General features: G+C 59.3%; 21 protein-coding genes. 9 read left to right on the top strand and 12 right to left on the bottom strand.

What is annotated here, in order from left to right; genetic code table 11:
• Positions 1-32: 32 nt before the first annotated feature.
• On the bottom strand, positions 33-857 hold the full coding sequence (locus ACTNBK_RS05300; RefSeq protein ID WP_441144251.1) for an HAD-IIA family hydrolase: 825 nt from the start codon (positions 855-857) through the stop codon (positions 33-35).
• A gap of 199 nt (positions 858-1,056) precedes the next feature.
• The gene (locus tag ACTNBK_RS05305; protein WP_441144253.1) at positions 1,057-1,734 is read right to left on the bottom strand and encodes a hypothetical protein; all 678 of its coding nucleotides are present in this window, start codon (positions 1,732-1,734) and stop codon (positions 1,057-1,059) included.
• Between the two features lie 398 nt (positions 1,735-2,132).
• Between ACTNBK_RS05305 and ACTNBK_RS05310 the strand changes: the two genes are divergently transcribed.
• Positions 2,133-2,945: a DeoR/GlpR family DNA-binding transcription regulator gene (locus ACTNBK_RS05310; protein WP_441144255.1), complete on the top strand. Its 813-nt coding sequence runs from the start codon at positions 2,133-2,135 to the stop codon at positions 2,943-2,945.
• 73 nt (positions 2,946-3,018) lie between these two features.
• On the opposite strand, the gene ACTNBK_RS05315 is transcribed toward ACTNBK_RS05310, so the two are convergent.
• From ACTNBK_RS05315 to ACTNBK_RS05325, 3 genes are read right to left on the bottom strand one after another with little or no spacing between them, the layout of a single operon-like run.
• Positions 3,019-4,545 (bottom strand): xylulokinase, encoded by a 1,527-nt coding sequence (locus tag ACTNBK_RS05315; protein ID WP_441144257.1) that lies wholly within the window; start codon positions 4,543-4,545, stop codon positions 3,019-3,021.
• 17 nt (positions 4,546-4,562) lie between these two features.
• Positions 4,563-5,561, bottom strand: a complete 999-nt coding sequence (locus tag ACTNBK_RS05320) for a hypothetical protein (protein ID WP_441144259.1) — start codon at positions 5,559-5,561, stop codon at positions 4,563-4,565.
• A gap of 49 nt (positions 5,562-5,610) precedes the next feature.
• The gene (locus ACTNBK_RS05325; protein ID WP_441144261.1) at positions 5,611-6,714 is read right to left on the bottom strand and encodes an ethanolamine utilization protein EutH; all 1,104 of its coding nucleotides are present in this window, start codon (positions 6,712-6,714) and stop codon (positions 5,611-5,613) included.
• A gap of 600 nt (positions 6,715-7,314) precedes the next feature.
• Here ACTNBK_RS05325 and ACTNBK_RS05330 point away from each other — a divergent pair.
• The 4 genes from ACTNBK_RS05330 to ACTNBK_RS05345 are packed head-to-tail and all read left to right on the top strand — an operon-like array spanning position 7,315 to position 10,901.
• Entirely contained in the window at positions 7,315-8,805 is a 1,491-nt protein-coding gene (locus tag ACTNBK_RS05330; protein ID WP_441144263.1) for an NAD(P)/FAD-dependent oxidoreductase, read from the top strand.
• Positions 8,802-10,052: an NAD(P)/FAD-dependent oxidoreductase gene (locus tag ACTNBK_RS05335; protein WP_441144265.1), complete on the top strand. Its 1,251-nt coding sequence runs from the start codon at positions 8,802-8,804 to the stop codon at positions 10,050-10,052. Before ACTNBK_RS05330 ends, ACTNBK_RS05335 begins: the two co-directional genes overlap by 4 nt.
• A gap of 4 nt (positions 10,053-10,056) precedes the next feature.
• Positions 10,057-10,413 carry a DUF1667 domain-containing protein gene (locus tag ACTNBK_RS05340; protein WP_441144267.1) on the top strand — a complete coding sequence of 119 codons (357 nt, stop codon included), beginning with the start codon at positions 10,057-10,059 and terminating at the stop codon, positions 10,411-10,413.
• The gene (locus ACTNBK_RS05345) at positions 10,410-10,901 is read left to right on the top strand and encodes a flavodoxin family protein (RefSeq protein WP_441144269.1); all 492 of its coding nucleotides are present in this window, start codon (positions 10,410-10,412) and stop codon (positions 10,899-10,901) included. The genes ACTNBK_RS05340 and ACTNBK_RS05345 overlap by 4 nt, the downstream gene beginning before the upstream one ends.
• Before the next feature lie 628 nt (positions 10,902-11,529).
• Here ACTNBK_RS05345 and ACTNBK_RS05350 read toward each other — a convergent pair.
• Positions 11,530-12,741, bottom strand: coding sequence for an NADP-dependent isocitrate dehydrogenase (locus ACTNBK_RS05350; RefSeq protein WP_441144271.1), 1,212 nt, complete (start codon positions 12,739-12,741; stop codon positions 11,530-11,532).
• 326 nt (positions 12,742-13,067) lie between these two features.
• Here ACTNBK_RS05350 and ACTNBK_RS05355 point away from each other — a divergent pair, with 326 nt between their 5' ends.
• A complete protein-coding gene (locus ACTNBK_RS05355; RefSeq protein ID WP_441144273.1) occupies positions 13,068-14,045 on the top strand; it encodes a homing endonuclease associated repeat-containing protein in 978 nt (325 codons plus the stop codon).
• Between the two features lie 54 nt (positions 14,046-14,099).
• Positions 14,100-14,963 carry a glycosyltransferase family 2 protein gene (locus ACTNBK_RS05360; protein WP_441144275.1) on the top strand — a complete coding sequence of 288 codons (864 nt, stop codon included), beginning with the start codon at positions 14,100-14,102 and terminating at the stop codon, positions 14,961-14,963.
• Between the two features lie 57 nt (positions 14,964-15,020).
• On the opposite strand, the gene ACTNBK_RS05365 is transcribed toward ACTNBK_RS05360, so the two are convergent.
• The 4 genes from ACTNBK_RS05365 to ACTNBK_RS05380 form a co-directional block, all read right to left on the bottom strand.
• Positions 15,021-15,923, bottom strand: coding sequence for an NAD(P)/FAD-dependent oxidoreductase (locus ACTNBK_RS05365; protein WP_441144277.1), 903 nt, complete (start codon positions 15,921-15,923; stop codon positions 15,021-15,023).
• A 136-nt stretch (positions 15,924-16,059) separates the two neighbouring features.
• The gene (locus tag ACTNBK_RS05370) at positions 16,060-18,183 is read right to left on the bottom strand and encodes a sensor histidine kinase (RefSeq protein ID WP_441144278.1); all 2,124 of its coding nucleotides are present in this window, start codon (positions 18,181-18,183) and stop codon (positions 16,060-16,062) included.
• 25 nt (positions 18,184-18,208) lie between these two features.
• Positions 18,209-18,907: a response regulator transcription factor gene (locus ACTNBK_RS05375; protein ID WP_441144280.1), complete on the bottom strand. Its 699-nt coding sequence runs from the start codon at positions 18,905-18,907 to the stop codon at positions 18,209-18,211.
• A 210-nt stretch (positions 18,908-19,117) separates the two neighbouring features.
• Positions 19,118-20,683: an L-lactate permease gene (locus ACTNBK_RS05380; RefSeq protein WP_441144282.1), complete on the bottom strand. Its 1,566-nt coding sequence runs from the start codon at positions 20,681-20,683 to the stop codon at positions 19,118-19,120.
• A gap of 361 nt (positions 20,684-21,044) precedes the next feature.
• Here ACTNBK_RS05380 and larA point away from each other — a divergent pair, with 361 nt between their 5' ends.
• Both larA and ACTNBK_RS05390 read left to right on the top strand, forming a co-directional pair.
• Entirely contained in the window at positions 21,045-22,313 is a 1,269-nt protein-coding gene (gene larA / locus ACTNBK_RS05385; protein WP_441144284.1) for a nickel-dependent lactate racemase, read from the top strand.
• A 63-nt stretch (positions 22,314-22,376) separates the two neighbouring features.
• A complete protein-coding gene (locus tag ACTNBK_RS05390; RefSeq protein WP_441144286.1) occupies positions 22,377-23,798 on the top strand; it encodes an FAD-binding oxidoreductase in 1,422 nt (473 codons plus the stop codon).
• A gap of 126 nt (positions 23,799-23,924) precedes the next feature.
• Here ACTNBK_RS05390 and ACTNBK_RS05395 read toward each other — a convergent pair whose 3' ends face one another.
• A complete protein-coding gene (locus ACTNBK_RS05395; protein WP_441144288.1) occupies positions 23,925-25,250 on the bottom strand; it encodes an MATE family efflux transporter in 1,326 nt (441 codons plus the stop codon).
• Entirely contained in the window at positions 25,247-25,708 is a 462-nt protein-coding gene (locus ACTNBK_RS05400; RefSeq protein WP_441144290.1) for a MarR family winged helix-turn-helix transcriptional regulator, read from the bottom strand. Before ACTNBK_RS05400 ends, ACTNBK_RS05395 begins: the two co-directional genes overlap by 4 nt.
• Positions 25,709-25,840 lie beyond the last annotated feature (132 nt).

Consider the following 25,840-nt stretch of genomic DNA (forward strand, 5'->3'; position numbering starts at 1 on the left):
ACGCGCGCCCTGCCCTCCTTTGGCGGAGGTTATTACAGGAAGGGGATCAGTTCCTTGACGGAAGTAAAGATCAGTTCAGGCTGAACATCAGAGTCAGGTAGGTCCTTCAGCTGCGCCTCGCCGCTGAGGACAAAGATGCTGTGCAGGCCGTTGTTGACGCCCGACTTGATATCGGTATACAGCCGGTCTCCCACCACGGTGGTCACCGAGGGATCCGCGTGGACCGTCTCCAGCATGTAGTCGATGATCTCCCGGTTGGGTTTTCCGATGATCCGGTCGGGCATGCGGCCTGTGGACGCCTGCACATAGGCATGGATGGCACCGATGTCCGGCATGAAGCCCGTTTTCGTCGGGCAGTTGAAATCCGGGTGCGTAGCAATATAAGCCACGCCGTTGCGTACAAAATCACAGAAGGCCCTGAGCTTGTTGTAGTCAAAGGACGTGTCAAAGGCGGAGACCACCACCTCCGGCTCCTTGTCATCCAGCAGGATGCCACCCGCTTCAAATTCGTCCATCAGGACCTTGTTCCCCAGGAGAAAGACCCGCTTTCCAGGAAAGTGTCGGTTCAAATAGGCGATGGTGGCATGGCCGGACGTGATGAGCTGGGTCTTGGGATCGATGTCCAGACCCATGCGGTGGAGCTTGTCCACATATACCTCTGCGTTCTTCGAGGAGTTGTTGGTCATGAAGCAATAGGTCCGTCCCGTCTCCTCGATGCGCCTGAGAAAGTCCATGGCGCCATCGATCCAGGTCTCATCCAGGTAGACCGTTCCGTCCATGTCCAACGCAAAATGCCGAATATGCGGCAGGATGCCCTTGGGGTCCTGATTTACGGGATACTGAGCTTGGAGCTCCATGCTCCGATCACCTCCGTATTCTGTGCTCCGGCATGCGCGGCCTCCACCGCGCCCTGCCGGGTGAAAAGAAAAGGACATTGTACGCGTATTTCCCCGACGTACAATGCCCTTTCGTTTGCCTGGTTCCTTCCCCAAAGAGATCCATTCCATCTTTCGGAGGTCTGTGGATAGACTGCTCAGTGGGGACCCGAAAAGGAACTTACTTGTTTTTCATGTACGTGGCGACCGCGTTCAGATTGTCTCGGAAAGACCCTTCCGCCACAAAGTTCTTTGTGAAGAGCGCGCTGCCCATGGTGAAGCCCCAGGGCCCGATGTCAAACATGGTGTCGATGCGCTCATAGCTGGAGATGCTGCCGGCGATGCAGACCTTGGCGTCGATGGCGGCGCAGAATTCCCGGGCCAGCTTCTCGCCGTCCACAACATGGCGATAGGCCAGGATATCAAAAGCGGTGATGCCCTTGGCCATCAGATCCTTAGCATTCTGGATGATCTCCTCATTGGTGCCCTCCAGGATGCTGGGAGAGCCGGATACACGGCCCACGAAGGGGCTGTACTCCATGTTCTGCTCCTTCAGATACTGATGCACGGCGTCATAGTACACGGTGCCCATCAGGGTGTCAAAGCCGCACTCTACTGCCGTCTTAGCGGCATCCATGCAGGACTCCTCATCATAGGTGACCACTTCCAGGTAGGTGGTCTTGCCGGCGGCCTTCATGGCGTCGACCAGCTTCTTCATCTCGTCCTTGGGAAGGCCTACGTTCTTGAAGCCCCAGTGCTGGACCTCCAGGTCCTTGCTGCTTTCAAAGATTTCATAGGCATCGGGAACCGTGACATCGTTGTGGGTGAGCATCACGATGAGATTCGGCTTTCTGGTCATGAGAGAGTTCCTCCTTTTTCATTTCACAGATGACAAACATTAAGTCTCACGAAAATGAGCGGGCAGTGACAGGTTCTTTTGGCGGTCGAACTTGCAACCTCATTATAAGCGCACTTTTACACAAAAATCAAACAGCCCAGAGGCGTCAAAGTGCTTGTTTGAGCGCTCAAAATGGCGATGTGATTGTTTTGAAGTGCCGCGTGATTCCTTCCTTGTCAAAACTATTAAAAATACAAAAATAACTTTGTTGAATTAAACAAAAATTTTTTCCAAGTACCTGGTTGCTAATTGCAATTTAAGCCAAGAGCAAGTATACTAAATAAACATAAAGCATATTTAGATCTTCGCCCTACATGTAATAGAACTGTGAAATACCGCGAAGGTGGAGGTGAAAAAAGTTGACCAAAAAGGACTTTTTTCAGAATACGGAGAGTTACATCATTCATCTTTTGGAGGTCCACACTAAGGTGACTGTCCAGGAATTGTGCGATACATTTCACCTGGCACCCTCTACAATCCGCAAAAAACTGGCTGATATGGAGAAAAACGGACTGCTGATCCGCACCCATGGAGGCGCCATCAGCGTAGATGCCAACCGGGATGAGCCGATGGATAAAAAATCACTCATCAATATTCCACAGAAAAAAGCCATCGCCTCTGTCGCCATGGAATTTGTGACCAACGGAAATACCATTGCGTTGGGCGGCGGCTCCACAGTAGCCGAGTTATGCGTCTATCTTCTCAAGCTCAAAGATTCTCTGATCCTCACCGACTCCATCATTGTGGCCAACTTGGTCATGCAGAACCACAGCCTAGAGGTGCGGATCAACAGCGGCATCGTGCGCGGGCGCACCGGATGTGTGGTCGGCCCCAACTCAGGGGATCTGTTCTCTGCCAACCATGCGGACAAGGCCTTCATTGGCTGTGACGCATTTAATCTGGAGAACGGGGCATGCAGCGCCAATATCCTGGTAGGTGAGGTCGAGCGCAACCTTTTGATGTGTGCTCGCGAAAAATATATCCTCTGCGACAGCTCCAAGCTGGACCGGAACAGCATTTCTCCGGTGGCATCTCTAGATGAGATCACGGCCCTGATCACGGATGACGAGGCCGACCCATACTATATTGACAAGCTGCGGGAGGCCGGTCTGGAGGTCTATGTGGCCCCTGTATTCCGAGCAAAGGGCGCTTATCGGGACCGCAGCATTTAAAAAGCAAAAAGAGGAAAGGACTGAAACGTCCTTTCCTCTTTTCGTTTGAGGTTAATACAAAATGACTCCCGCGTCAATCGTTGCCGTTCACCATCTCAAAGAGCTCGGCACAATCGGTCTGCATCTTCTTGTAGATCTCATAGCCGTGGTCATAGACCGCCTTGTTCTCGGGGGAGGGCTCGTAGCGGGCGACCACCTCTACCATGCTATCACAGGCCTTCTCAATGCTGTCAAAGATACCCACTGCATACCCGGCCAGGATGGCGGCACCCAGGCAGGCAGCCTCCTTGGAGCTGGTCACACAGATGGTGCGCTGCAGAATGTCAGCGTTGATCTGATTCCAGAGAGGACTCTTGGAGCCGCCGCCAAAGGCACGGACCTCGTCGATATGCAGGCCCATGGCCTCCAGAGCGTCGATGTTGCGGCGGACCAGGTAGCCAAGAGACTCCATAATGGCCCGGATGAAATGCCCCTTGGTGTGCATCAACGTGATGCCCATGAAAATGCCAGTGGCATGGGGATTCACGTCGGGAGCCAGGGAGCCGCTCAGATGGGGCAGGAAGGAGAGCCCGTCGCTGCCAGCGGGGATATTCTCCGCCTGCCTGGTCAACAGATTGTAATCATCATCCCCCAGCTGCTCCGCCATGGCCTTTTCCATCTGGCAGAACTTATCACGGAACCAGCGCATGCAGATACCACCGGAGGTAAAGGTGTGCATCATATAGGTGTCCTTCATGGTGTAGTAGTGCACAGGCATCTGCTGATTGGGATCATAGACGATCTTGTCGGTAGGAACGCAGACTGCCAGGGTGGAGCCGATGCTTTCAGAGAACACACCGGGCCGGTAGGCGCCCACACCCAGGGCGCCGATGGCATTGTCCATGGCGCCGGTGCAGACCTGAGTGTCAGGACTCAAGCCCAGTTTCTCGGCCATATCGGGCAGGATCTTGCCCACCAGCTCGCCGGGCTCCAGGATCTCAGGGAAATAGTCCTCGGTGAGCTCCAGCTCATCCAGCATCAGCTTCCAGTACTTCTTGGTAGTGATATCCCAGTACAGGGTGGAGGTGAGCATGGCACAGTCGGCCACGTACCGTCCGGTGAGCTGGTAGATGATGAAGTCCTCGATCAGCAGGATCTTTTTGGTCTTGGCCCATACCTCCGGCTCGTTCTCCTTGACCCAGAGAGCCTTTGTGGCAGGCCAGTTGGCACCCCAGCTCACCTGTCCGGTATGCTTGTAGCACAGCTCATTTCCATACTTTTTCTCCAGGCGCTGGGACTGCTCCACAGCCCGGTTGTCCATCCAGCTGATCGAGTTGCGCAGCGGCTTGCAGTTTTCATCCACAAAGAACATGGTCTCGCTCTGGCTGGAGAAGCCCAGCGCCACCACGTCCTTAATGGGGATGCCCTTCTCGGCGAGCTTTGCAAAGCCCTTCTCAATAGCGTCCATATAGACGGCCGGGTCCGATTCCACAAAATAGCTCTGGGGTGTATAGAGCGTATACTCCAGCGTGGCGCTGCCCAGCAGTTTCCCGGCGGTGTCAAAAGCAGCGATCTTCAGAGCCGTGGTGCCCATATCGATGCCGACCAGCAATTTACTCATAACGATTCCCTCCTGATTCAGTTTTCAAACAGGACCTCCCATGTGGGAGTATCGGTGGGCGAACAATGAGTGATGCCCGTTTCATCGGTTACGAACAGGTAGTCGGCAGAAAGGTCCAGCGCGCTTTCTGGAGAAAAGGTCTCCCCTTCCAACCGCGTAAGCTCCTCTCCGGATGGTCCGCAGACGGCAGCTACGCACTGTCCGTCCGAACCCTCATTGAGCAGGAGCCCCAGGCCGTGAGGGCCCACTGTATAGGCCTCCACAGTACCCTCGTAGAGTGCCGTTCCCTCCTTGCCGCCATAGCTCACCCGGTATAGCCCGGTATCCGTCAGATACAGCACACCTTCCCTGTCCAGGAGGATTTCCCTCGCCTCTTCCGGGAGGACCAGATCAGCCGAGTTCTGCGTGGTGACGTTGTACCACCACCAGTCCCCGTTCTCCCGCTGGAGCAGGAGATTGCCGTCATAGGCCCGGAAATCCAGGAAGGGCTCGGAGAAAAGCTGCTGCTCATAGGTGCCGATGATGCTGCACCGGAAGAGGTAATATGCGCCGTTGGCGGGCTGGAGGCTGTAAATGTAGTCCCCCATAGGCTCAAATTTGACGCAGTCCTCCACTGTGGCCCGGAGCTCACTGCCGTCCAGCTGGCTCCGGTATACCGTATTTCCGTCAAACATGTAAATGTAGCTTACATATTCAGCGAAATCCAGGATGGGGGCCTGACTCCGCTCGCCTAGATCGGTGACATCCAGTTCAATGCCGGATGACAGCTCCACCGCCTTGATGAGGTCGCCTGCATTCTTCAGTACGATGCCTCCCCGCTCCAGCACATGGGCGGAGGAGATCTCATACTCGATGGAGTAATACAGGTTTTCCTCGTCATCCGCCGGATCGTCTAAGCCTCCGCTGAACAGGCCCGTAAACCGGTCCCGGGTCAAAAAGTAGGCCGCCAAGGCGATGAGGAGAACGGCAAGCAGAATGAGGATATCTCTGCGTTTGTTGCTTTTTTTCTGGACCATAACTACCTTATCCCTAAGTCGTTAGATGTGCGTGAACCTGTGCCGCTCGTCAGGCGGCGGTCTCCTCAAGCTGCTTGCTGTCCAGCTTCAGGAAGAACATGGCACTGATGATGCAGAGAATGCCGCCGGCCAGCTTGGCCACGACCATGGGGGCGATGAGGTCGGGCTCCACGCCGGCGCAGAAGCCAAGGTGATCGCCCAGGGCGAAGGAGGCGCAGCAGGAGAAGGCGATGGTGAGCACCTTGCCCTTGTTATCCATATCCTTGAGCATGTTGTAAGCGGGGATGCAGTTGGCGCAGCACGCAATCATGCCGGCGATGGTCACGTCGTTGACACCGATGAGCTTGCCCACCTTGCCGAGAGGGCCGCCCAAGACGCGGGTGATGACCTTCACCAGAGGATAGGCGCCGGCCAGCATCATGGCGATCAGACCAACAGTGGTCCACACGCTCTCCAGGGGGAGCAGGTCGATGATGTGGATGGGGGTCTGCTCCTGGAGGACGGCGAGGCCGAGGAAGAAGCTGAGGTAGGCAATCATGAGCTTGGAGAAGACGTTGAAGCCCTTGATCATGCCATTGGGGATGAACTTCATGCCCAGAGCGATGAGCACGGCAAAGATGAGCACGGGGACGATATTGATGAGCACCATGCCGGGATCAAAGCCGGCCACCAGGCCGCCGATGATGCAGGCGAAGGGAATGCAGATGATGCCGGAGAGGGTGCCCACGGCCAGGAAGCGCTTGTCCTTGGGGTCCATGATACCCAGGCAGATGGGGATGTTGAACGCGATGGTGGGGCCCATCATGGAGGCCAGGATGATGGCGGAGTAGTTGGCAATGTCAGGATTGTTAGGCTGGATTGCGTGAGCCAGGGCGTAACCACCGGTATCAATGGAGAGGATCAGGGAACCCGCCATACAGGGATCTGCGCCAATGGCGGCGAAAAGAGCGCCCACGGTGGGGGTAAGAACCTGTCCGATGAGGTCGGCGGTGACCATGATTCCGCCCATACCCAGGGCCAGGCCGCCCATGGCGTTAAAGCCGCCCTCGAACTCGTCACCCAGGCCCAGCTTGCTGCCAAACATACGGTCGATAGCTCCGATCGCCATAAAGACGACCATGATGTAGACGATCACTTGACTGATGATTGCCATTGTTGCACCTCCAGAGTTTCTCAAAACATTGTTGCAGATACGATACCGCCAATACCGCATTGCACGCCTGTTGCTGCAAACGGCTGTCATTGCCCCTTCTGCCCATTTGCTGACATAAATTTTCGCATAATTATTTGTCCTTGTAAACTTCGCAAAACGCTATATAACCGGATTTAAATAGCGTTTTGCGATATATAAACGACTTTAAACCGTTAAACAGTGAAATTCACCAAAAATGATCCGCCTTAGATTCCAGACATTCTACATATACGCCGCAACTTTACATATGAAGATGAGCCTCCAGCCCCATCGGCATGGTCAAAACGCTCCTTAATATCGTATTTTCATCGTTTTTTATCTGGACCTGGAAACGAGATGACACATTTTTTCTCTTTCTTGGCGGTTGTCCCTCCCTATCCAATCGGATAAGATGCCCAAATTTGACAACGTCAAAAATCTCTTTATACTTAAGCTCGACAAAGATATGTGTGGGTGCATTATATTGGTAGTACCACTGGTGCGCTTTACATGCATATTCTTCAATCTGTATGGGCACATCTTTCGGGCGGGCGGCCCAACCAAACTGGGAGGTATTGTTTTATGTGGGATGCGATCGTCATCGGCTCAGGGATCAGCGGCTGCTCCGTGGCCAGGGAGCTCTCCAAATATGATTTGAAGGTGCTGGTACTGGAAAAGGGACATGATATCTGCGCCGCCACCACCAAAGGAAACTCCGCCACGGTACATGCTGGTTACGACCCGGAGCCCGGCACCAACAAGGCCATTTATAACGTCCGGGGCAGCAGGATGTACCCGGATCTGTGCGCCGAGCTGGAGGTACCTTACTGTAAAAACGGCATGATCATTTTTGCCACCAATGAGGCGCAGATGGATGAAGTCCGTCACCTCAAGGAGATGGGTGACCGCAATGGTGTGGAGACCAAGGTCTGTGACCGCGCCGCCCTGCTGGAGATCGAGCCGGACATGGGCGAAGGGGTCATCGGCGGCCTCTGGGTCCCCGACAGCGGCATGGTCTGTCCTTACAGCCTGGCCATCGCCATGGCGGAAAATGCCGCCCGTAACGGCGTGGTCTTTGAGACGTCCGCCAAGGTGGAGGCGGTGGAGCGCTCCGAAAAGGGCTGGATCGTCCGCACCGCCGACGACGCTTACACCACCCGCTACGTATTCAACTGCGCTGGCACCTATGCCGACAAGTTCAACAATATGGTGTCCAAGGATACCTTCCGCATCATCCCCCGCGAGGGGCAGCACCTGATCCTGGACCGGGAGCTGGCACAGTACACCAAGGTCACCATCTGTCAGACCCCCGAGCCGCTGCCCGGCGGCGGCCACACCAAGGGCATGGGCCTGATGCCTTCCGTGGACGGAACGATCATTCTGGGATGCAACGCCGACGAGGTGGACGATCCCGACTTCTGCGACAGCACCCAGGAGGGCATCGACAAGATCGTCAATTACTTTGAGGACAAGTGGAAATATCTCCCCATCAGCAAGCATGTCCCCAAGTTCCCCCGGGACGCCGTCATCACCGTCTACGGTGGTAGCCGGGCCCACCCCGACCGGGACGACTTCATTCTGGGTGAGCCGGAGGACGCCCCTGGGTTCATCAACCTGGCCGGCATCGAGTCGCCGGGCGTGACGGCCGCCCCCGCCATCGCGGTAGACATGGTAAAGATCCTGGTGGATCGGGAGCACCTGCAGCCCAAGGCCGGCTATCTGCCCGGACGGGAGATCAAGTCCTGCTTCCGGACCATGACCCCAGAGGAGCGCCGGGCCGCCATCGCCGCCGACCCGGATTATGCCAAGATCGTCTGCCGGTGCGAGCAGGTCACCGAGGCTGAGATCAGAGACGCCATTCGCCGTCCCGTGGGCGCCCGGAGTATCAACGGCGTCAAGATGAGAACGCGGGCGGGCATGGGCCGCTGCCAGGGTGGCTTCTGCAGCACCAAGGTACTCCAGATCCTGTGCGTGGAGCTGGGTAAATCACCGATGGAGATCACGCAGTCTGGAGGCCACTCCAACGTACTGGTTGGAAGAGCCTGCGAAGCGGAAAAGGGGGAGAAGGCATGAAACAGGCAGAACTGGTCGTCATCGGCGGTGGCTCCGCAGGCCTGTCCGCCGCCATTGAGGCAAAGAAGCAGGGGATCGATGATATCCTAGTCCTGGAGCGCAGCGCCTATCTGGGCGGTATTCTGCGCCAGTGCATCCACAACGGATTTGGTGTCCACAAATATAAAGAGGATCTGACCGGCGTGGAATTCGCAAAGCGGATCTCCGACGAGGCCATCGAGGCCGGCTTCCCCTGCATGCAGAACACCTTTGCCCTCAGCATCTCGAAGGACAAGGTGATTACGGCCATGAATCCCGAGGAGGGGCTCTTTGAAATTCAGGCCAAGGCCATCATCCTGGCCATGGGTTGCCGGGAACGTCCCCGCGGCGCACTGATGATCCCCGGGTCCCGCTGTGCGGGCATCCTGACCGCCGGTACCGCCCAGCGCTATCTGAACCTGGAAGGCTATCTGCCCGGCAAGAAGATCGTCATTCTGGGTTCCGGTGATATCGGCCTCATCATGGCCAGGCAGTTTGTCATCGAAGGGGCTGAAGTGGAGCGCGTGGTGGAGATCATGCCTTACTCCAGCGGCCTGGCGCGCAACATTTCCCAGTGCCTGGAGGACTTCAATATCCCCATCAGCTACAACAGCACCGTTATCCGCATCCAAGGTAAGGGCAGAGTGCAGTCCGTCACCGTGGCCCAGGTGGACGCCCAGCGTCGCCCCGTTCCCGGCACGGAATTTGACATCCCCTGCGACTGCCTGATCCTCTCTGCGGGTCTGATCCCGGAAAACGAGCTGAGCAAGTCGGCGGGTATCCAGCTTTCCCCTGCCACGAAGGGCCCCATTGTGGACGACGATCTGATGACCTCGCTGCCAGGCGTATTCTCCTGCGGAAACGTGCTCCATGTCCATGATCTGGTGGACCATGTCAGCGCCGAGGGTGGCCGCGCAGGCGCCAACGCCGCCCGCTATCTCCGTGCCCAGGCCAAGTCGGAGCAGCCCGCCATTCCTGTCGAGGACGGCTTTGGCGTGAACGGCGCCGTTCCGCAGTTTGTTCACCGCCAAGGGAGCGAGAAGGTGGATTTCATGTTCCGTCCGAGAGGCAAATATACCAACTGCAAGGTGTGCGTGGATCTGGACGGCTCCTGTGTCAAGCAGGTGAAAAAAATGGTTCTGACGCCGGGCGAGATGTGCACCCTGTCGGTAGACCGGGAGCTTCTGCGCGGCGCTGCCGATAAAATCACATTGCGGGTGGAGGTGTAACAACGTGGAGAAACAGATGGTTTGTATCAACTGCCCCATGGGCTGCCGCCTGACCGTTCAGATGGAGGGCAACACGGTGTTGTCTGTCAGCGGAAACATCTGTCCCAAAGGAGAGCAGTATGCCAGACAGGAAGCCATAGAGCCCATGCGGGTTCTCACCTCCCTGATGCGGGCTGAGGGCCGTGAGGCCCCCCTGAGTGTAAAGACCTCTCGTCCCATTCCCAAACGGCTGATGATGGATTGCGTGCAGGAGATCTTCCGCCACCGGGCCAAGCTGCCCGTCCAGGTGGGAGATGTGATCCTGGCCAACGTATGCGGCACCGGCGCCGACATCATTGCAACACAGGAGATCAAATCATGAGAACACTGGTACTGATCGGGAGCCGGCGCAAAAATGGCGCCACTGCGGCAAAGGCGCAGCAGCTCGCCCGCACCCTGGACCCCGACGGGCAGCAGACCACCATTCATTTTGTAGACGATCTAAAAGTAGCCTCCTGCTGCGGCTGCAACTATTGCAGAAAGACCCCCGGATGCTCTCAAAAGGATGACGCAGAAATGGTCATTCAGGAGATCCAGGACAGCGAGGCCGTCATCATCGCCTCCCCTGTCTATTTTGGCACCCTCTCCGGCCAGATGAAGACCCTCTGCGACCGTCTCTATCCTCTGTACCGCGGCGGTGGCCAGTCGCTCATCTCCGGGAAGGCTCTCTATCTTGTCTATACCCAGCACAGCGGCTGCGACACCTATTCGGAGGTACGGAAAGCCAACGAGGACTATCTCTTCCGTTTCCTAGGCTTCAATCTTATACAGACCGTCGTCGTGGGAAAAGACGGAGAAAAAACCTACTGAATGGAGCGGCCTCGCTTCCTGCTGCTCCCCATTGGTCTAGCCTGGTATTCACCCATTGGTAGTCACGCCGAGGTGCCTGACTTCTTTGTCTCTCCACTACAACAAATATCCCGCAACCAGCGCTGTTTTGGCGTGAGTTTATCGTATTGCAAGCTCATTCTGTGCACCCTTTGAGCATATATTTTCCCGTAAGCAGCAAAACCGGCCCATCAGGGGATTCCATCCCTTGATGGGCCGGCAGTTCTGTCTCAGCCCGATTCTAGACTCCAGTGTTTTCTAGCTTGTAGGGTAGTTATGATACGCTCTGGCTGGGCAATGATTGTATTCTCTCCGATCCCTGCCTTTACGATGTCCCGATCCATATTCAGCGCGGCTTTTTGACACATCTTATAGGTGCCAATGAATATACTCCTCAACTTTGTTAAAATAAGGGCCTCGCTGATAAGCTGATCCTCTTTTGCGTGGCTTATGCTTTTTCAAGAGAGAAGTAGATGTTACCTTTTGATATGATAATACCCCCCTAATGTAGTACTTCTATTTTCCTACATTAGGGGGGTATTGGATCTCTTGTCCGCGCTTACTGGTTCCGTTCACATGAGGAAGAGGGCGGTTTTCTCACCTCAGAGGCTCAGAGCCGCTGATTCAGCTCGTCCCGAATGGCCTCCAGGAACTGGCGGCTGTTGACCACGCTGGCGGGGATTTCCCCCTCCCACAGACCGGCCAGATCCTTGGTCATGGTGCCGCCCTCGATAACGGCGATGGAGGCGGCCTCCAGCTTGTCGGCGAATGTCATGAGAGCGCCGATGCCGTCCAGCTCGCCCCGCTTCCGGAGGGCGCCGGTCCAGGCGAAGAGGGTGGCGATGGGGTTGGTTGAGGTCTCCTCCCCCTTGAGGTATTTGTAGTAGTGCCGGGTGACGGTGCCGTGAGCGGCCTCGTACTCGTACTTCCCGTCGGGGGAGACCAGCACCGAGGTCATCATAGCCAGGGAGCCGAAGGCGGTGGAGACCATGTCACTCATCACGTCACCGTCATAGTTCTTGCAGGCCCAGATGAAACCGCCCTCGCTACGGATAACCCGGGCCACCGCATCGTCGATGAGGGTATAGAAGTACTCGATGCCCGCCTTCTGAAAGGCCTTGGCGTACTCGGCGTCGAAGATCTCCTGAAAGATGTCCTTGAAGGTGTGGTCGTACTGCTTGGAGATGGTGTCCTTGGTGGCAAACCACAGATCCTGCTTGCTGCTCAGGGCATACTGGAAGCAGGAGCGGGCAAAAGAGGAGATGGAGGACACGGTGTTGAACTGGCCCTGAAGGACACCGGCGCCGGTGAAGTCATAGATGGTCTGGCGGACGGGCTCGCCCTCCGCGGGGGTGAAGACCAGCTCGGCCTTGCCGGGTCCGGGGACCTTGTACTCGGTGTTTTTATAGACGTCACCGAAGGCGTGACGGGCGATGGTGATGGGCTTTTTCCAGTTCTTCACCACCGGGGAGATCCCCTTGACCATGATGGGGGCCCGGAAGACGGTGCCGTCCAGGATGGCGCGGATGGTGCCGTTGGGGGACTTCCACATCTGAGAGAGCTTATATTCCTCCACCCGCTGGGCGTTGGGAGTAATGGTGGCGCACTTCACCGCCACGCCGTACTTCTTGGTGGCCTCGGCGGAGTCCACCGTCACCTGGTCCCGGGTCTCCTCCCGGTGGGGAAGCCCCAGGTCGTAATACTCCGTCTTCAGATCGATGTAGGGCTCCAGCAGGATCTCTTTGATGTCCTTCCAGAGGATGCGGGTCATCTCGTCCCCATCCATCTCCACCAGGGGGGTGGTCATTTTGATCTTGTCCATAGCGGGCCTCCTTGCGCAAACTTTATCCTGCTCAGTATATCCTTTTTTTATCAAAAAGGCAATCGCCAGATGAAACTTCCCCGCTCCGCCTCTCTTGCAGGTATGAAGAAAATCGTGTTATAATATTTTTCTGCAAACGAGACAGCTGCGGTGCGGACGCGCAGAGCGCGGCACGCTTCACCAGGAGCCGGTGAGAGTCCGGCGCCGGGTGCTGTATGGGCCAAAACCCGAGCCAGCCATGGGCGTACTGTCTCCCATCCACCCGGGACGGACCGGCACTCAGAGGCCCGGCCCTGTCCCCCCCACGGAGAGAGGAGACGGAAAGCATGGATAACATGCTGACAGAGGGGGAGCTGCGCCGGCGCCGGCGGGAGCTCCACGCCCTAGCGGGTCAGATCGAGACCGAACCCCGGGGCAGAGAAGCCATTCGCTACGGTCTGGACGGTCCCCAGGGGCGGCAGCTCTACGAGAGCTGCTCCGACCAGGAGCTGTTGGATCTGCTTCGGGAGCGGGCTGCGGCCCTGGGCCGCTCCCCCGCCCAGAACGAAGTCCACTGGAGCTGCCGCATCTATCTGCGGGCCCGGTTCAAAAACTGGCCCAACGCCCTCCGGGCCGCCGGGCTAAGCCGCTCCGCCGGCCGCTGCGGCAAGCGCCTGGAGCAAGTCCAGGCCGAGGAGCAGGAAAGCCAAAGGCTTTTGGCACAGGTGCGCGAGGCCCGAAAGACTTTGGGACGCATGCCCCACCCTTCCGACCTACCGGAGGTCCTCCGGGGCCTGCGGCACCAGTACAAGACCTGGGGCGAGGTGCTCGCCGCCGCCGGTGTTCTGGACACCGCTCCCCTCCCCCCGCTCGGCCCCCTGGAGGCGGAGTACAAGCCTCTGTTGGAGGCCGTCCACCGCCGGGCGGAAGAGCTCAACCGGGCACCCCTCCGCCGGGAGGTGGACCCCAAGACTGTGGAAACCCTGGTCCGGCGATGCGGCTCCTGGCGGCGGGTGCTGGAGCAGCTGGACCTGGAGCCGGTCCGGCGCATCGCCCCCTTCTCCAACACCCGTCTGGGGGACCGCAGCGGCAAGCCGCCCGCCCGGCATCGGGGGAGTCTCCATGACTGCTACTACCGCCTGCTTCGGGTGGACGAGACCACCGCCCAGGATCTGGAGACAGTAGCTGAGACCGCCCGGCGGCTGGGCCGCCCGCCGGAGCGCCGGGAGATCCCCCTCCCCGTCCGCCGGCGGCTTCAGGATGCCTGCGGCTCCTGGTCCAATGCCCTCTATCAGCTGGGTCTGGAGCCCCACCGCCCCGGCTGACCCATTCCCTTCCGCCCCGCCGTCCACAGGACGGCCTATTTGTGAGGTGTCTTTTTGGATAAGCCCCTTGTGAGCATCATCGTCCCCGTCTACAACTCTGAGGTCTATCTGGGTACCTGTCTGGAGAGCCTCCGAGGCCAGACCTGGCCCAACCTGGAGATCATTCTGGTCAATGACGGCAGCACCGACGGCTCCGGCCGGCTGTGCGTCGCCGCCGCCCGGGTGGACCACCGCATCCGTTTTCTGGACCGGCCCAACGGCGGGGTCTCCGCCGCCCGGAACTCCGCCCTGGCGGTGGCCAGGGGAGATTACCTCCAGTTCTCCGACAGCGACGACCGCCTGACCCCTGACGCCACCGAGACCCTGGTCCGTGCCGCCCAGAGCACCGGCGCCGACCTGGTCATCTCCCATTTCTTCCGGGTGGACGGGGAAAAGCAGGCCCAGCGGGGCCACATCAAAGGGGAGCGGCTCCTCACCCGGCAGGAATTTGCCCAGGAGATGGTGAAGGCCCCGGCCAACTACTACTATGGCGCCCTGTGGAACAAGCTCTACCGCCGGTCTATCGTGGAAAAGCAGGGTCTGCGCTTTGCGGAGGATGTAAACTGGAGCGAGGACTTTCTCTTCAATCTGGAATATATCCGCCACGTCCGTCTGGTGGCAGCGGTGCCCAAGCCCCTTTACTACTACCACAAGCGGCCGGGCAGCCTCATCACCAGCCAGGCCACCCTCCGGCGGGTCATTCGGATGAAACGGGACACCTTTGACTACTACAAGAACCTCTATCAGGACTTGGACCTCTACGACGAGCAGAAGGCCAGGGTCTACCGCTACCTCATCTCCACCGCCACCGACGGCAGCACACTCACCCTGCCCGTTCTGGGCGAAAAGAGCCGCCGGGTCCGCGAAAGCACCGACTGAACAAAAGAGCCCCCGTCCTTTCCAACCGGAAAGGACGGGGGCTCTTTCACATATTCGTTACACCGCGCCCAGATACTGGCCGGCCTTGCTGGCGGCCATGGCGCCGTCGGAGGCGGCGGTAACCAGCTGCCGCAGCTCCTTGGAGCGGCTGTCTCCGGCCACAAAGACGCCGGGCACATTGGTGGCGCAGTCCTCGCCGGCCTGGATATAGCCATACTCGTTGAGCTTCAGAGGGGGAGAGAACTTCTGATTGTCGGGGATGAGCCCCACCGCCGCAAAGACGGCGGAGACATGGAGGATGCGCTGGTGCTCCGGCCCCATGAGCCGGATGGCCTCCACCTGTTTGTCCCCCTGGATCTCCAGCACCTTGTGGTCGGTAAGGAGCTTTACGTTCTCCTTGGTCTTCAGGTTGTCCACCAGGTACTTTTGGGCGGTGAGCTTGTCCCGGCGGTGGATGAGCCACACCGTGGGGCAGATGGAGGCCAGATAGATGGCATCCTCCACGGCGGTGTTGCCGCCGCCCACCACAGCCACCTCCTTGCCCTTAAAGAAACTGCCGTCGCAGGTGGCGCAGTAGCTCACGCCCTTGCCGCCCAGCTTTTCCTCTCCCGGGACGCCCAGCTTCCGGCGCTGGACGCCGTTGGCCAGGATGAGGGTGCGGCCCTCATAGGTCTCCTCGCCGGCGTGGACCACCTTCACGTCCCCTTTGTCCTCAAAGCCGGTGACGGCGGAGAACTGGAACTGGGTGCCCAAGTCGGCACACTGCTGATAGAGGCCCATGGCGAAATCAGGGCCGGAGATGGACAGGGTGCCCGGCCAGTTTTCCACATGGGGTGTGGTCACGGCCTGGCCGCCGGGGACGCCCCCTTCCAGCACCAGCACGCTGTGGCCCGCCCGGCGGGCGTACAGGGCGGCGGTCAGGCCGGCGGGACCGGCCCCTACAATGACGATGTCATACATCGGAACTACCTCCTTTGGGTAAAGTTTTGCCTGCTGCCCCCATTCTAACCCAAATCAGGGCCGGAGGCAATCTCCTTTTCCACAAAGGGTGGAAAAAGCCCGCCCGGCGCTGACCGCGCCGGGCGGGCTCTCCTTGTTACGGCTGCTCTGTCTGAGGTTTCTCAAGTGCCTCCGGCTCCCGGTACTCCGGGAAGGTGACCACCGCCTTGAAGAGGTCTCCGTCGATGTCCAGGCGGAAGGCGCCCCCCTGGAGCTCGGTGAGGCTCCGAGCGATGGAGAGGCCCAGGCCGGAGCCCTCGGTGGTCCGGGACACGTCCCCCCGGACAAACCGCTCCATGAGCTGCTCCGCCGGGATGTTCAGGGGGTCCCGGGAGATGTTCTTCACCGACAGCACCACGCTGCCCTCCCAGCTCCGCACGTCCAGGTAGACCCGGGTCCCGGGCAGGGCGTATTTGACGCAGTTGCCCAGCAGGTTGTCGATGATCCGCCAAAGGTGGCGACCATCGGCCTCCACATAGAGTTCATGGTCGGTTGTGGTGAGCACTGGGGTCAGACCGCTCTTTTCAAACTTCTCCTGGTACTCCCCCAGGGCCTGGTCCAACAGCTGGGTAAAGCCCATCTTTTCCCGCACCACGGTCAGGCTCCCCGTAGAGGCTTTGGATGCCTCCACCAGATCCTCAGTGAGCTTTTTGAGCCGCTGGCTCTTCCGGTCCAGCACGGCGATATACTCCCGGGCCTTGGGGTCCTGGATGTCCACCTTCTTCAGCAGATCCACATAGTTGATGATAGAGGTGAGAGGGGTCTTGAGGTCGTGGGAGACGTTGGTAATGAGCTCGGCCTTGAACCGCTCACTCTTGAGCCGCTCCTCCACGGCGCTGCCGATGGCAGCGCCCAGGTCGTTGAGCTGCCCAGCGTGCTCCCGGAGGTCCCGATACATCCCATCCGTATCGATCTTGTAGTCGGGTTCACCGCCCACGATGCGCTCGGTCCCCTCCCGGATGGCCCGCCACTGCCGTACCCAGCGGCACAGCCGCCAGAGAACATAGCCCTGATAGATCGGCACAAGCACTACCGTGGGGGTGGTGATGGCGGTACCCAGCAGGTACAAAAGGAAGGTTTTCACCGGACGTTTCGTTACGCTCCAGTTGGCGGCGGCCTCTCCGATCACCCGGCCCAGCCAGCGGCACAGCCGCCAGATCAGCGTGTTCCGGAACATATGTCCCGCCTTCCACCGCACCGCCAGGGTCTGGGTCACAGACAGGAAGAGCACGCTGCCCGTCAGAGTGAAGATGCCCAGACCCACAAAGGGGGTCAGACGGGGCGCCGCCTGGTTGATGGAATAGGTGATGGAGTCTCCACCGCTCAAAAGGAGACTCAGCAGGAGCCCCACCAGCAGCAGGTAGAGGTCCAGGGGGATGCGGTCCTGAAAGCTCAGATGGATTCTCTCCTCTCCTCTTCGATAGCCGGCGGAGCGGCACAGCGCCCACAGACACCACAGGGCACACAGCAGGGTTACCACCGCCGTCCCGGAGATGGCGGGCAGATAAGTCTGAAAGATCTGGTAGTTGGCAAAGTCGGACCTGAAATAGTCATCCGCCGCCAGGGGCCATTGCACACCGCTCTGGATGGTGAAGGGCACCGTTTCCACCCGGCTGTCCATGGCCTGGCGGTAGCCGCCGCTCCAGCCCTGGCCCTCGCCGTCGCCCCGGTAGCCATACCCGTTATACTGTCCCACGAAGTCGGCGGGATCGCTGAATACATAGGTCCCATCCGCCAGGTAGATCATGAGGCCGCTCCGGTCACTGCTCTCGTCGTAGACGGTGTAATCCGACTCGTGGAGCTCCTCTCCCCGGGTCAGGGTCTGCTCCCACAGGGCCACGGCAGACACGCTGTCCATGGAGGTCCCCTCCGGAAGGTTGGTGTAGAGAGGGGTGCCGTCCTGGGCGTGGATCTCCACCCGATAGTTGGTGTTCTCCGGCGCGAGCATGCTCTTTAGGTTCTCCAGCCGCTTCCGGTCGGTGTAGCTCAGCTTCCCGTCCCATTTCTCTTGCAGGAGCAGGCCGACGATCTCCCCGGCATAATAATCATAGAACTGCACCACCCGTGAGATGCTGTAGCTGTCGGTATAGCTACCGCTCACCCACAGGTTGTCCCATTGGCTCAAGGTGATGAGCCCCGTCCAGAAGGCCACGGCGCACAAGATCACCCCGGCCAGAAAGAGCCCCGCCCTGCCGCCGGGACTGGTAAAGGCCCGCTTCATCACTTTCCTCCCTTTGGAAGAAGGCTCACGCCTTCTCCATCTTATAGCCCAGACCCCACACCACCTTGATGTACCGAGGGTTGGCCGGGTCGATCTCCAGCTTCTCCCGCAGGTGCCGGATGTGGACGGCCACCGTATTCTCTGAACCAAGAGAGGGGTCGTTCCACACCCGCTCGTAGATCTGACTGGTGGAGAACACCCGTCCCGGGTGCCGCATGAGCAGTAAGAGTATATTGTACTCGATGGGGGTAAGGCTGACCCCTTCCCCGTCCACTGTCACCGACTTGGCGCCATCGTCCATGGCAATGCCGCCGTTACGGAGGATTTGGGGCGCGTCCTCCGCCTTCTGCTGACCGCCCAGGGTGGTATACCGCCGGAGCTGGCTCTTCACCCGGGCAAGCACCTCGATGGGGTTGAAGGGCTTGGTCACATAGTCGTCCGCCCCGATGTTCAGGCCCAGGATCTTGTCGGCGTCCTCGCTCTTGGCGGTGAGGAAGATGATGGGGATGTTCTCCGTCTCCCGCAGCTTGGCGGTGGCCCGGATGCCGTCCATTCCAGGCATCATGATATCCATGAGAATGAGGTGGATCTCGTGCTCCTTCACCGCATTCAGGGCCTCGATCCCGTTGTAGGCGTGGTAGGTCTGGTAGCCGTCGCTGGTGAGATAGATGTCCAGGGCCGAGACGATGTCCCGGTCGTCGTCACAGATCAGAATGTTATACAAAGGGCTCACTCCTCCGCTTTCATGGTCAGGATAACACTGCTTTTTTAAGGTCCGGCGGGCAAGTTCCTTAAGAAGTCATTAAAATTCCCCGCGGCTTCTGTGAGCAGTATACCATGTCCCGCAGCCGCTGGCAACGGCATCTGACGACAGGAAAAGCCCCCGCGCCGCTGAGCGGCGCGGGGGCTTTTTCACTGATAGGATAGACTGGGATCAGACACCCAGGATGGGAACCACGATACCGCCCAGGAGACCCACGATCAGGCAGGCGATGACCAGCTCCAGGAGCGCCCATTTGATGATGCCGCCCAGGAGCTTGGAATCCTGACCCACCAGGCCCACGGCCGCAGCGGCGGTGGCGATGCACTGGGGAGAGAGGATCTTGCCGATACCGGCGCCGGTGGAGTTGGCGGCGGCCAGCCAGAAGGGAGAGGCGCCGATCTGCTCAGCAGCCGCAGTCTGCAGGCTGCCCAGCAGCACCTCGGTGCTGGTGCCGCTGCCGGTGATGAAGGCGCCCAGAGCCGCGATGATGGGGGCCACGAAGGGATAGAAGCTGCCGGTGATGGACACGAAGAAGACAGCCATGTCGTTGATCATGCCGCAGTAGGTCATGATCTTGGCCACCGCCAGCACCGACATGATGGTGATGATGGTCTTGGACATCTGCTTCACGGTGGCCACAAGAGTGTCAATCATCATCTTGGGAGTGGCCTTCTGAACGAAGCCGCCGATGATGGCCGCCACGAAGATCCAGATACCGGGGGTGTTGATCCAGCTGAAGGAGGCGTTGCCGGCATTGGCAGAGGTGCTGATCTTAATGGAGCTGGAGAAGCCGGCCAGAGCGCTGTTGATGGGGGGCACCAGCTTGGAGGTGACCAGCAGCAGCACAAAGATGAGGATGAAAGGCAGCCAGGACACCAGAGCCTTATGGCCGTCAATGGTCTGAGCGTTGGTGTTGCCGGCACTCATGTTGTACTCAGCAGGGATTTCCTTGCCTTTCCGGGCACGAGCCATGAGGATGGTGCAGCCCAGGCTGACCACGCAGCCCACGATGACGGCCAGCTCGGGGCCGGTAAACTTGGCCACGATGAGCTGAGGCACCACAAAGGAGACACCGGAGACCAGGGTGATGCCCACCATGCCCTTCAGGGCCTTGACGCCGCCACCGCCCACGATGACCATGAGGAAGGGCACCAGGATCATGAAGGGGATCATCTGCACCACAGTGGTGAAGGCCAGGGGCAGGGGATCCAGACCGGTCACGTTGGCCAGGGTCACGGTGGGGATACCCACGGAGCCGAAGGCGGTGGGGAAGGCGTTGGCGAGCATGCACACCAGGCAGGCCACGATGGGGTCCATTCCCATGCCGGCCAGCATGCTGGCCGGGATGGCGATGGCGGTACCAAAGCCGGCCATGCCCTCCATGAAGCCGCCGAAGCACCAGCCGATGAGGAGCACCAGCACACGCTTATCGGCGGAGACGCCGGTGAGCATCTGCTTGATGACGTCCATGGCGCCCGTCTTCAGAGACAGATTATAAGTAAAGATGGCGGCGATGATGACCAGGATGATGGGCCACAGCGCAGAGGCAAAGCCCTCCAGCGCGGAGGTGGCACAGTCCACAGCCGGCATCTTCCACAGGAACAGGGACTCCACGATGGTGATAATCAGTGCGCCCACGCAGGCCTTGTGGCCGGCCATCTTCAGTCCGGTCAGTGCCACAATCAGCCAGATGATGGGCAGCAGCGACAATACACCTTTTAGTACGATCTCTCCCACAACTTGTCACTCCTCTTTCCGGTAGCATTGGTGCTACCAATTTTGCGTGCTTAACCTCATTTTTGCCTGTTATCTGGGTGTTTTTTCATTGGTTCCACCAATTTTCATAGTTATTTTAGCTCTTTGTGAGCACATTGTCCAGAGCATTTTTGCCAAAGACCTCATTTTCCTACAAAGTGCCGAATATTGGTAGTACAAATTGTGCGGAATGGAGAATTGTTAGAAAATTGTTTAAAAACCCTTGCATCTCAGCGGCATTGTGCTAAACTTATATGCAGGAAATAGGTAGGACCAATTAAGAAATTTGGTTTTGCCGTGTTGCGGTGCTCAGCGCACTGAAATTTGAAATGGAGGGATCAACATGCGAATCCCCTTTGGCACCACCGGTCTGGAGCTCAGCCGGGATGTGACCGGGGCAGAAGTCCTGGAATCCGCCATCGGGACCCTGAAGGCTGAAGGCAGCGAGGATGACATCGTCAAAAAGGCGATGGCCAATCCCATCGGCTCGGCCAAACTCTCCGAGCTGGCCAAGGGCAAGAAGACCGCCACCATTATCGTCAGCGATCACACCCGCCCGGTGCCCAGCAAGCACATCCTCCCCTTCATGCTCGCCGAGCTGCGGGAGGGCAACCCCGATATTGACATCACTCTGCTTATCGCCACCGGTTTCCACCGTCCCACCAGCCACGAGGAGCTGGTGAACAAAGTCGGTGAGAAGATTGCCAACGAGGAAAAGTTCGTCTGCCACGACAGCCGGGACGCCTCCAGCAACGTGGAGATCGGCGTCCTCCCCTCCGGCGCCAAGCTGGTCATCGACAAGGTGGCCGCCGAGACCGATCTGCTGGTGGCCGAGGGCTTCATTGAGCCCCACTTCTTCGCCGGCTTCTCCGGTGGCCGCAAGAGCGTGCTCCCCGGCGTGTGCGACCAGGTCACCGTGCTGGGCAACCACTGCTCCAAGTTCATCGACTCCCCCTGCGCCCGCACCGGCATCCTGGAGGGCAACCCCCTGCACAACGACATGGTCGCCGCCGCCAAGCTGGCCAAGCTGCAGTACATCGTCAACGTGGTCATCGACGAAGAGAAGCACGTTGCCGCTGCCTTTGCCGGCGATCCCTTCCAGGCCCATGAGACCGGCTGTGCCTTCCTGAAGGGCTACTGCCGCGTCAAGCCTGAGAAGAAGGGCGATATCGTCATCACCTCCAACGGCGGCGCTCCCCTGGATCAGAACATGTACCAGTCCGTGAAGGGCCTGACCGCCGCTGAGGCGGCCGCCGCTCCCGGCGCCGTGCTTATCATCTCCACCCGCTGCAACGACGGCACCGGCGGCGACAGCTTTTATCACGCCCTGGCCGACTGCGACACCCTGGAGCACCTGATGGAGCGCATCCTGGCCACCCCCATGGACAAGACCGACCCCGACCAGTGGGAGTACCAGATCCTCTGCCGTATGATGCTCAAGCACCGTATCATCTTCGTCTCCGAGCCCGCCATGCAGAAGACCATCGAGGAGATGAAGCTGGAGTACGCCCCCGATCTGGACACCGCTCTGGACCGCGCCCGGGAGGCCAAGGGCAAGGATGCCCACCTGGTCATCATCCCCAACGGCATCTCCGTCATCGTCGAGCCCTGAAGATCCCACTTCATTTAAAAGATACATAGTAACATCCTGAAAGATTTTAGGAGGTAAATGATCATGGCTCAGTACAATCAGCTCACGCCCGAAATCATTGAGAAGATCAAGGCCGTCGCCCCCGAGCGCGTCTACGTCGGTGCCGACGTCAACGCCGACTACGCCCGCGACGAGATGCCCATCTACGGCACCCGGATGCCCGATGTGGCCATCGATGTCATGAGCACGGAGGAAGTCTCCGCCGTCATGAAGATCTGCAACGAGAACCACATCCCTGTCACCTGCCGCGGCGCCGGCACCGGTCTGGCCGGCGCCTGCACCCCCATCGCCGGCGGCGTGGTCATCTGCACCACCAAGATGAAGCAGATCCTGGGCTACGACACCGACAACTTCGTGGTCCGCGTTCAGCCCGGCGTGCTCCTCAACGACCTGGCCGAGGATGCCTTGAAGCAGGGCCTCCTGTATCCCCCCGATCCCGGTGAGAAGTTCGCCACCCTGGGCGGCAACGTCGCCACCAACGCCGGCGGCATGCGCGCCGTGAAGTACGGCGCCACCCGTGACTACGTCTCTGCCATGACCGTGGTCCTCCCCTCCGGTGAGGTTGTCCACTTCGGCTCCAACGTGTCCAAGACCTCTTCCGGTTACTCCCTGCTGAACCTGATGATCGGCTCCGAGGGTACCCTGGGCATCATCACCGAGCTCACTCTGAAGCTCATCCCCGCCCCCAAGGTCACCGTCAGCCTGATCGTCCCCTATGAGAACCTGGACGAGGCCATTGCCACCGTGCCCAAGTTCAAGAAGAACCACATGAATCCCCAGGCTCTGGAGTTCTTCGAGAAGGAGATCCTCATCTCCTCCGAGGAGTATCTGGGCAAGGCTGTGTTCCCCCGCAACGTGGGCGGCACCGATGTGGGCGCCTACCTGCTGGTAACCTTCGACGGCAACACCCAGGACGAGATCGACGCCATCGTGGAGCAGGCCGCTGAGCTGGTCCTGGAGGCCGGCGCTCTGGACGTGCTGGTGGCCGACACCCCCGCCAAGATGAAGGATGCCTGGGCTGCCCGTTCCTCCTTCCTGGAGGGCATCGAGGAGCAGACCAAGCTGCTGGACGAGTGCGACGTGGTCGTCCCCGTGAGCCGCATTGCCGACTTCGTGGGCTACTTCAAGAGCATCGAGCCCAACTACGGCTTCAAGGTCAAGAGCTTCGGCCACGCCGGCGACGGCAACCTGCACATCTACACCTGCGCCAACGACATGGAGCTGGATGAGTTCAAGAAGCAGGTCGACGACTTCATGACCAAGATCTACGACAAGGCTACTGAGATGGGCGGTCTGGTTTCCGGCGAGCACGGCATCGGCATGGGCAAGATCGAGTACCTGGCCCGCAGCGTGGGCGCCACCAACATGAAGCTGATGGAAGAGATCAAGAAGGTCTTCGACCCCAACCTGATCCTCAACCCCGGCAAGGTTTGCTACAAGCTGTAAGCATTTCATTTCTGTTTCCCGGAGGGGCGGTCCAAAATGGACCGCCCCTCCCTGCATGAGCAAGGGGACGCCCCGGCATGGCCGGGGCGTCCCCTTGTTTTTCCCGTGTCTGCCCAACCGGGCAGTTTAATAGTGATATTTCCGCCGCTTTCCCACCAGGAAGGCGGCGGTCACCGCCACGGCCAGCAGCTCTGCCGCCGCCGTGGCCGCCCAGATGCCGTCCAGACCCCAGAGTAGGGGGAGCAGCAACACCGCTGCCACCTGGAACACCAGAGTCCGCAGGAATGAGATGAGGGCGGAGACCAGTCCATCGTTCAGGGCAGTGAAAAAAGAAGAGCCGAAAATGGCCAGGCCCGAAAAGAGAAAGGAGAAGGAATAGAGCCGGAAGCCCCGCAGGGTAAGGGCCAGGAGGGCGGGGTCATACCCCACAAACAATCGTGATAACGGCAGTGCCAGCAGCTCTGCCGCGGCGAACATGAGCAGGGCAAAGACGCCCACAATACCCAGGCTCCGCCGAAGGAGCCCCCGGAGCTCTCCATAGTGTCCCGCCCCATCGTGGTAGCTGATCACTGGCGCCGTCCCCACGGAGTAGCCCAGAAAAGCCGCCTGGAAAATGAGGCTGACATACATCAAGACTCCGTAGGCGGCGATGCCGTCCTCGCCGGCGTAGCGCAGGAGCTGGAAGTTATAGAGCATCCCCACCACGGACATGGAGATGTTGGACAAAAACTCGGAGGAGCCGTTGGTGCAGGTCTTGCATAGGGCCCGCCAGTCCAACCCGGCTTTGGTCAGGCGGAGCAGGCTCCGGTTGGGGCGGCTGAAATAGAGCAGCGGCAGCAGCCCGCCCACACACTGACTCATGGCGGTGGCGGCGGCAGCCCCCTCCAGCCCCCAGGAGAGGCCGGCCACGAACAGGGCATCCAGCACCACGTTGGTCATGCCTGCCGCCACCGTCACAGCCAGGCCCAGCTTGGGCTTTTCCGCCGTGGCAAACAGGCACTGGAACTCATACTGGAGGACGTAGGCGGGAATGGCCAGCAGGATGATGCGCCCGTAGGTCACACTGTCCGCCAGCATCTCCCCCTCCGCCCCCAGCAGAGCGGCCACGGGCGCCAGAAGCAGCTGGCCCAGGATGGCCAGGCCCACGCCGCAGAGGAGGGAAACCCACACCAGCATGGAGAAGATCCGGTTGGCCTTTTCCCGGTCTCCCTCCCCCAGGGTCTTGGCGATCAGAGCGCCGCCGCCGGTGCCGAACATGAACCCCACGCACCCCAGAATGAGCAGGAAAGGCATAATGAAGTTGACGGCGGCGAAGGAGGTCTTACCCACAAAGTTGGAGACAAAAAATCCATCTACCACGCCATAGATGGAGGTGAACACCAGCATCACGATAGACGGGAAGGTAAAGCGCAGCAGACGCCGGCAGGTAAAGTGGTCGGAGAGCCGGATCATACGTCTCTCCCCCGGGCCTTCCGTCCCCGCAGCGCCTCCAACTGCTCCCGCATTCCCATCAGGAAGCGCTCGGCCAGGGCCACATACTGCTCTACCTCTTCCGGCGTCCAGGCATCCAGGATCTCGTTCTCCATCCGGATGATCTCCTGGGCGGTGCCGGCGGCATAGACCTCCCCCGCCGTTGTCAGGCAAACCCGTTTGGCCTTGCCGTCTACCGCCTCCAGGTAGACGACCCCCTCTTTCTCCAGCTTCCGCACCGCCGAGTTCACCGTCTGCTTGCTCAGCCCGCACTGCCGGCAGATCTCATGGAGCGGACAACGACCGCCGCTGATACAGATGGTATAGAGGATCTGGGACACGCTGTCCGACATGCCCAGCAGCAGCGAGGCGTCATGATAGACGCCCTCCAACTCCCCCAACAGGTGATTGTAGCGTTTGATAGTGGAATTTTCTTCCATATCTTTCCCTCCCTAATGGTCCGAAATCATACTATATGGTATGATAGTATGATTTCGGACCATTGTCAACCGTTTTCTGTTCACATCCTCAATGGCTGTGGAAAGCAAAAAAAGACCGGCCGCTGCAAGAGC

The organism is Intestinimonas sp. HCP28S3_D6 (genome assembly GCF_052065695.1).
Classification (GTDB): domain Bacteria; phylum Bacillota; class Clostridia; order Oscillospirales; family Oscillospiraceae; genus Intestinimonas.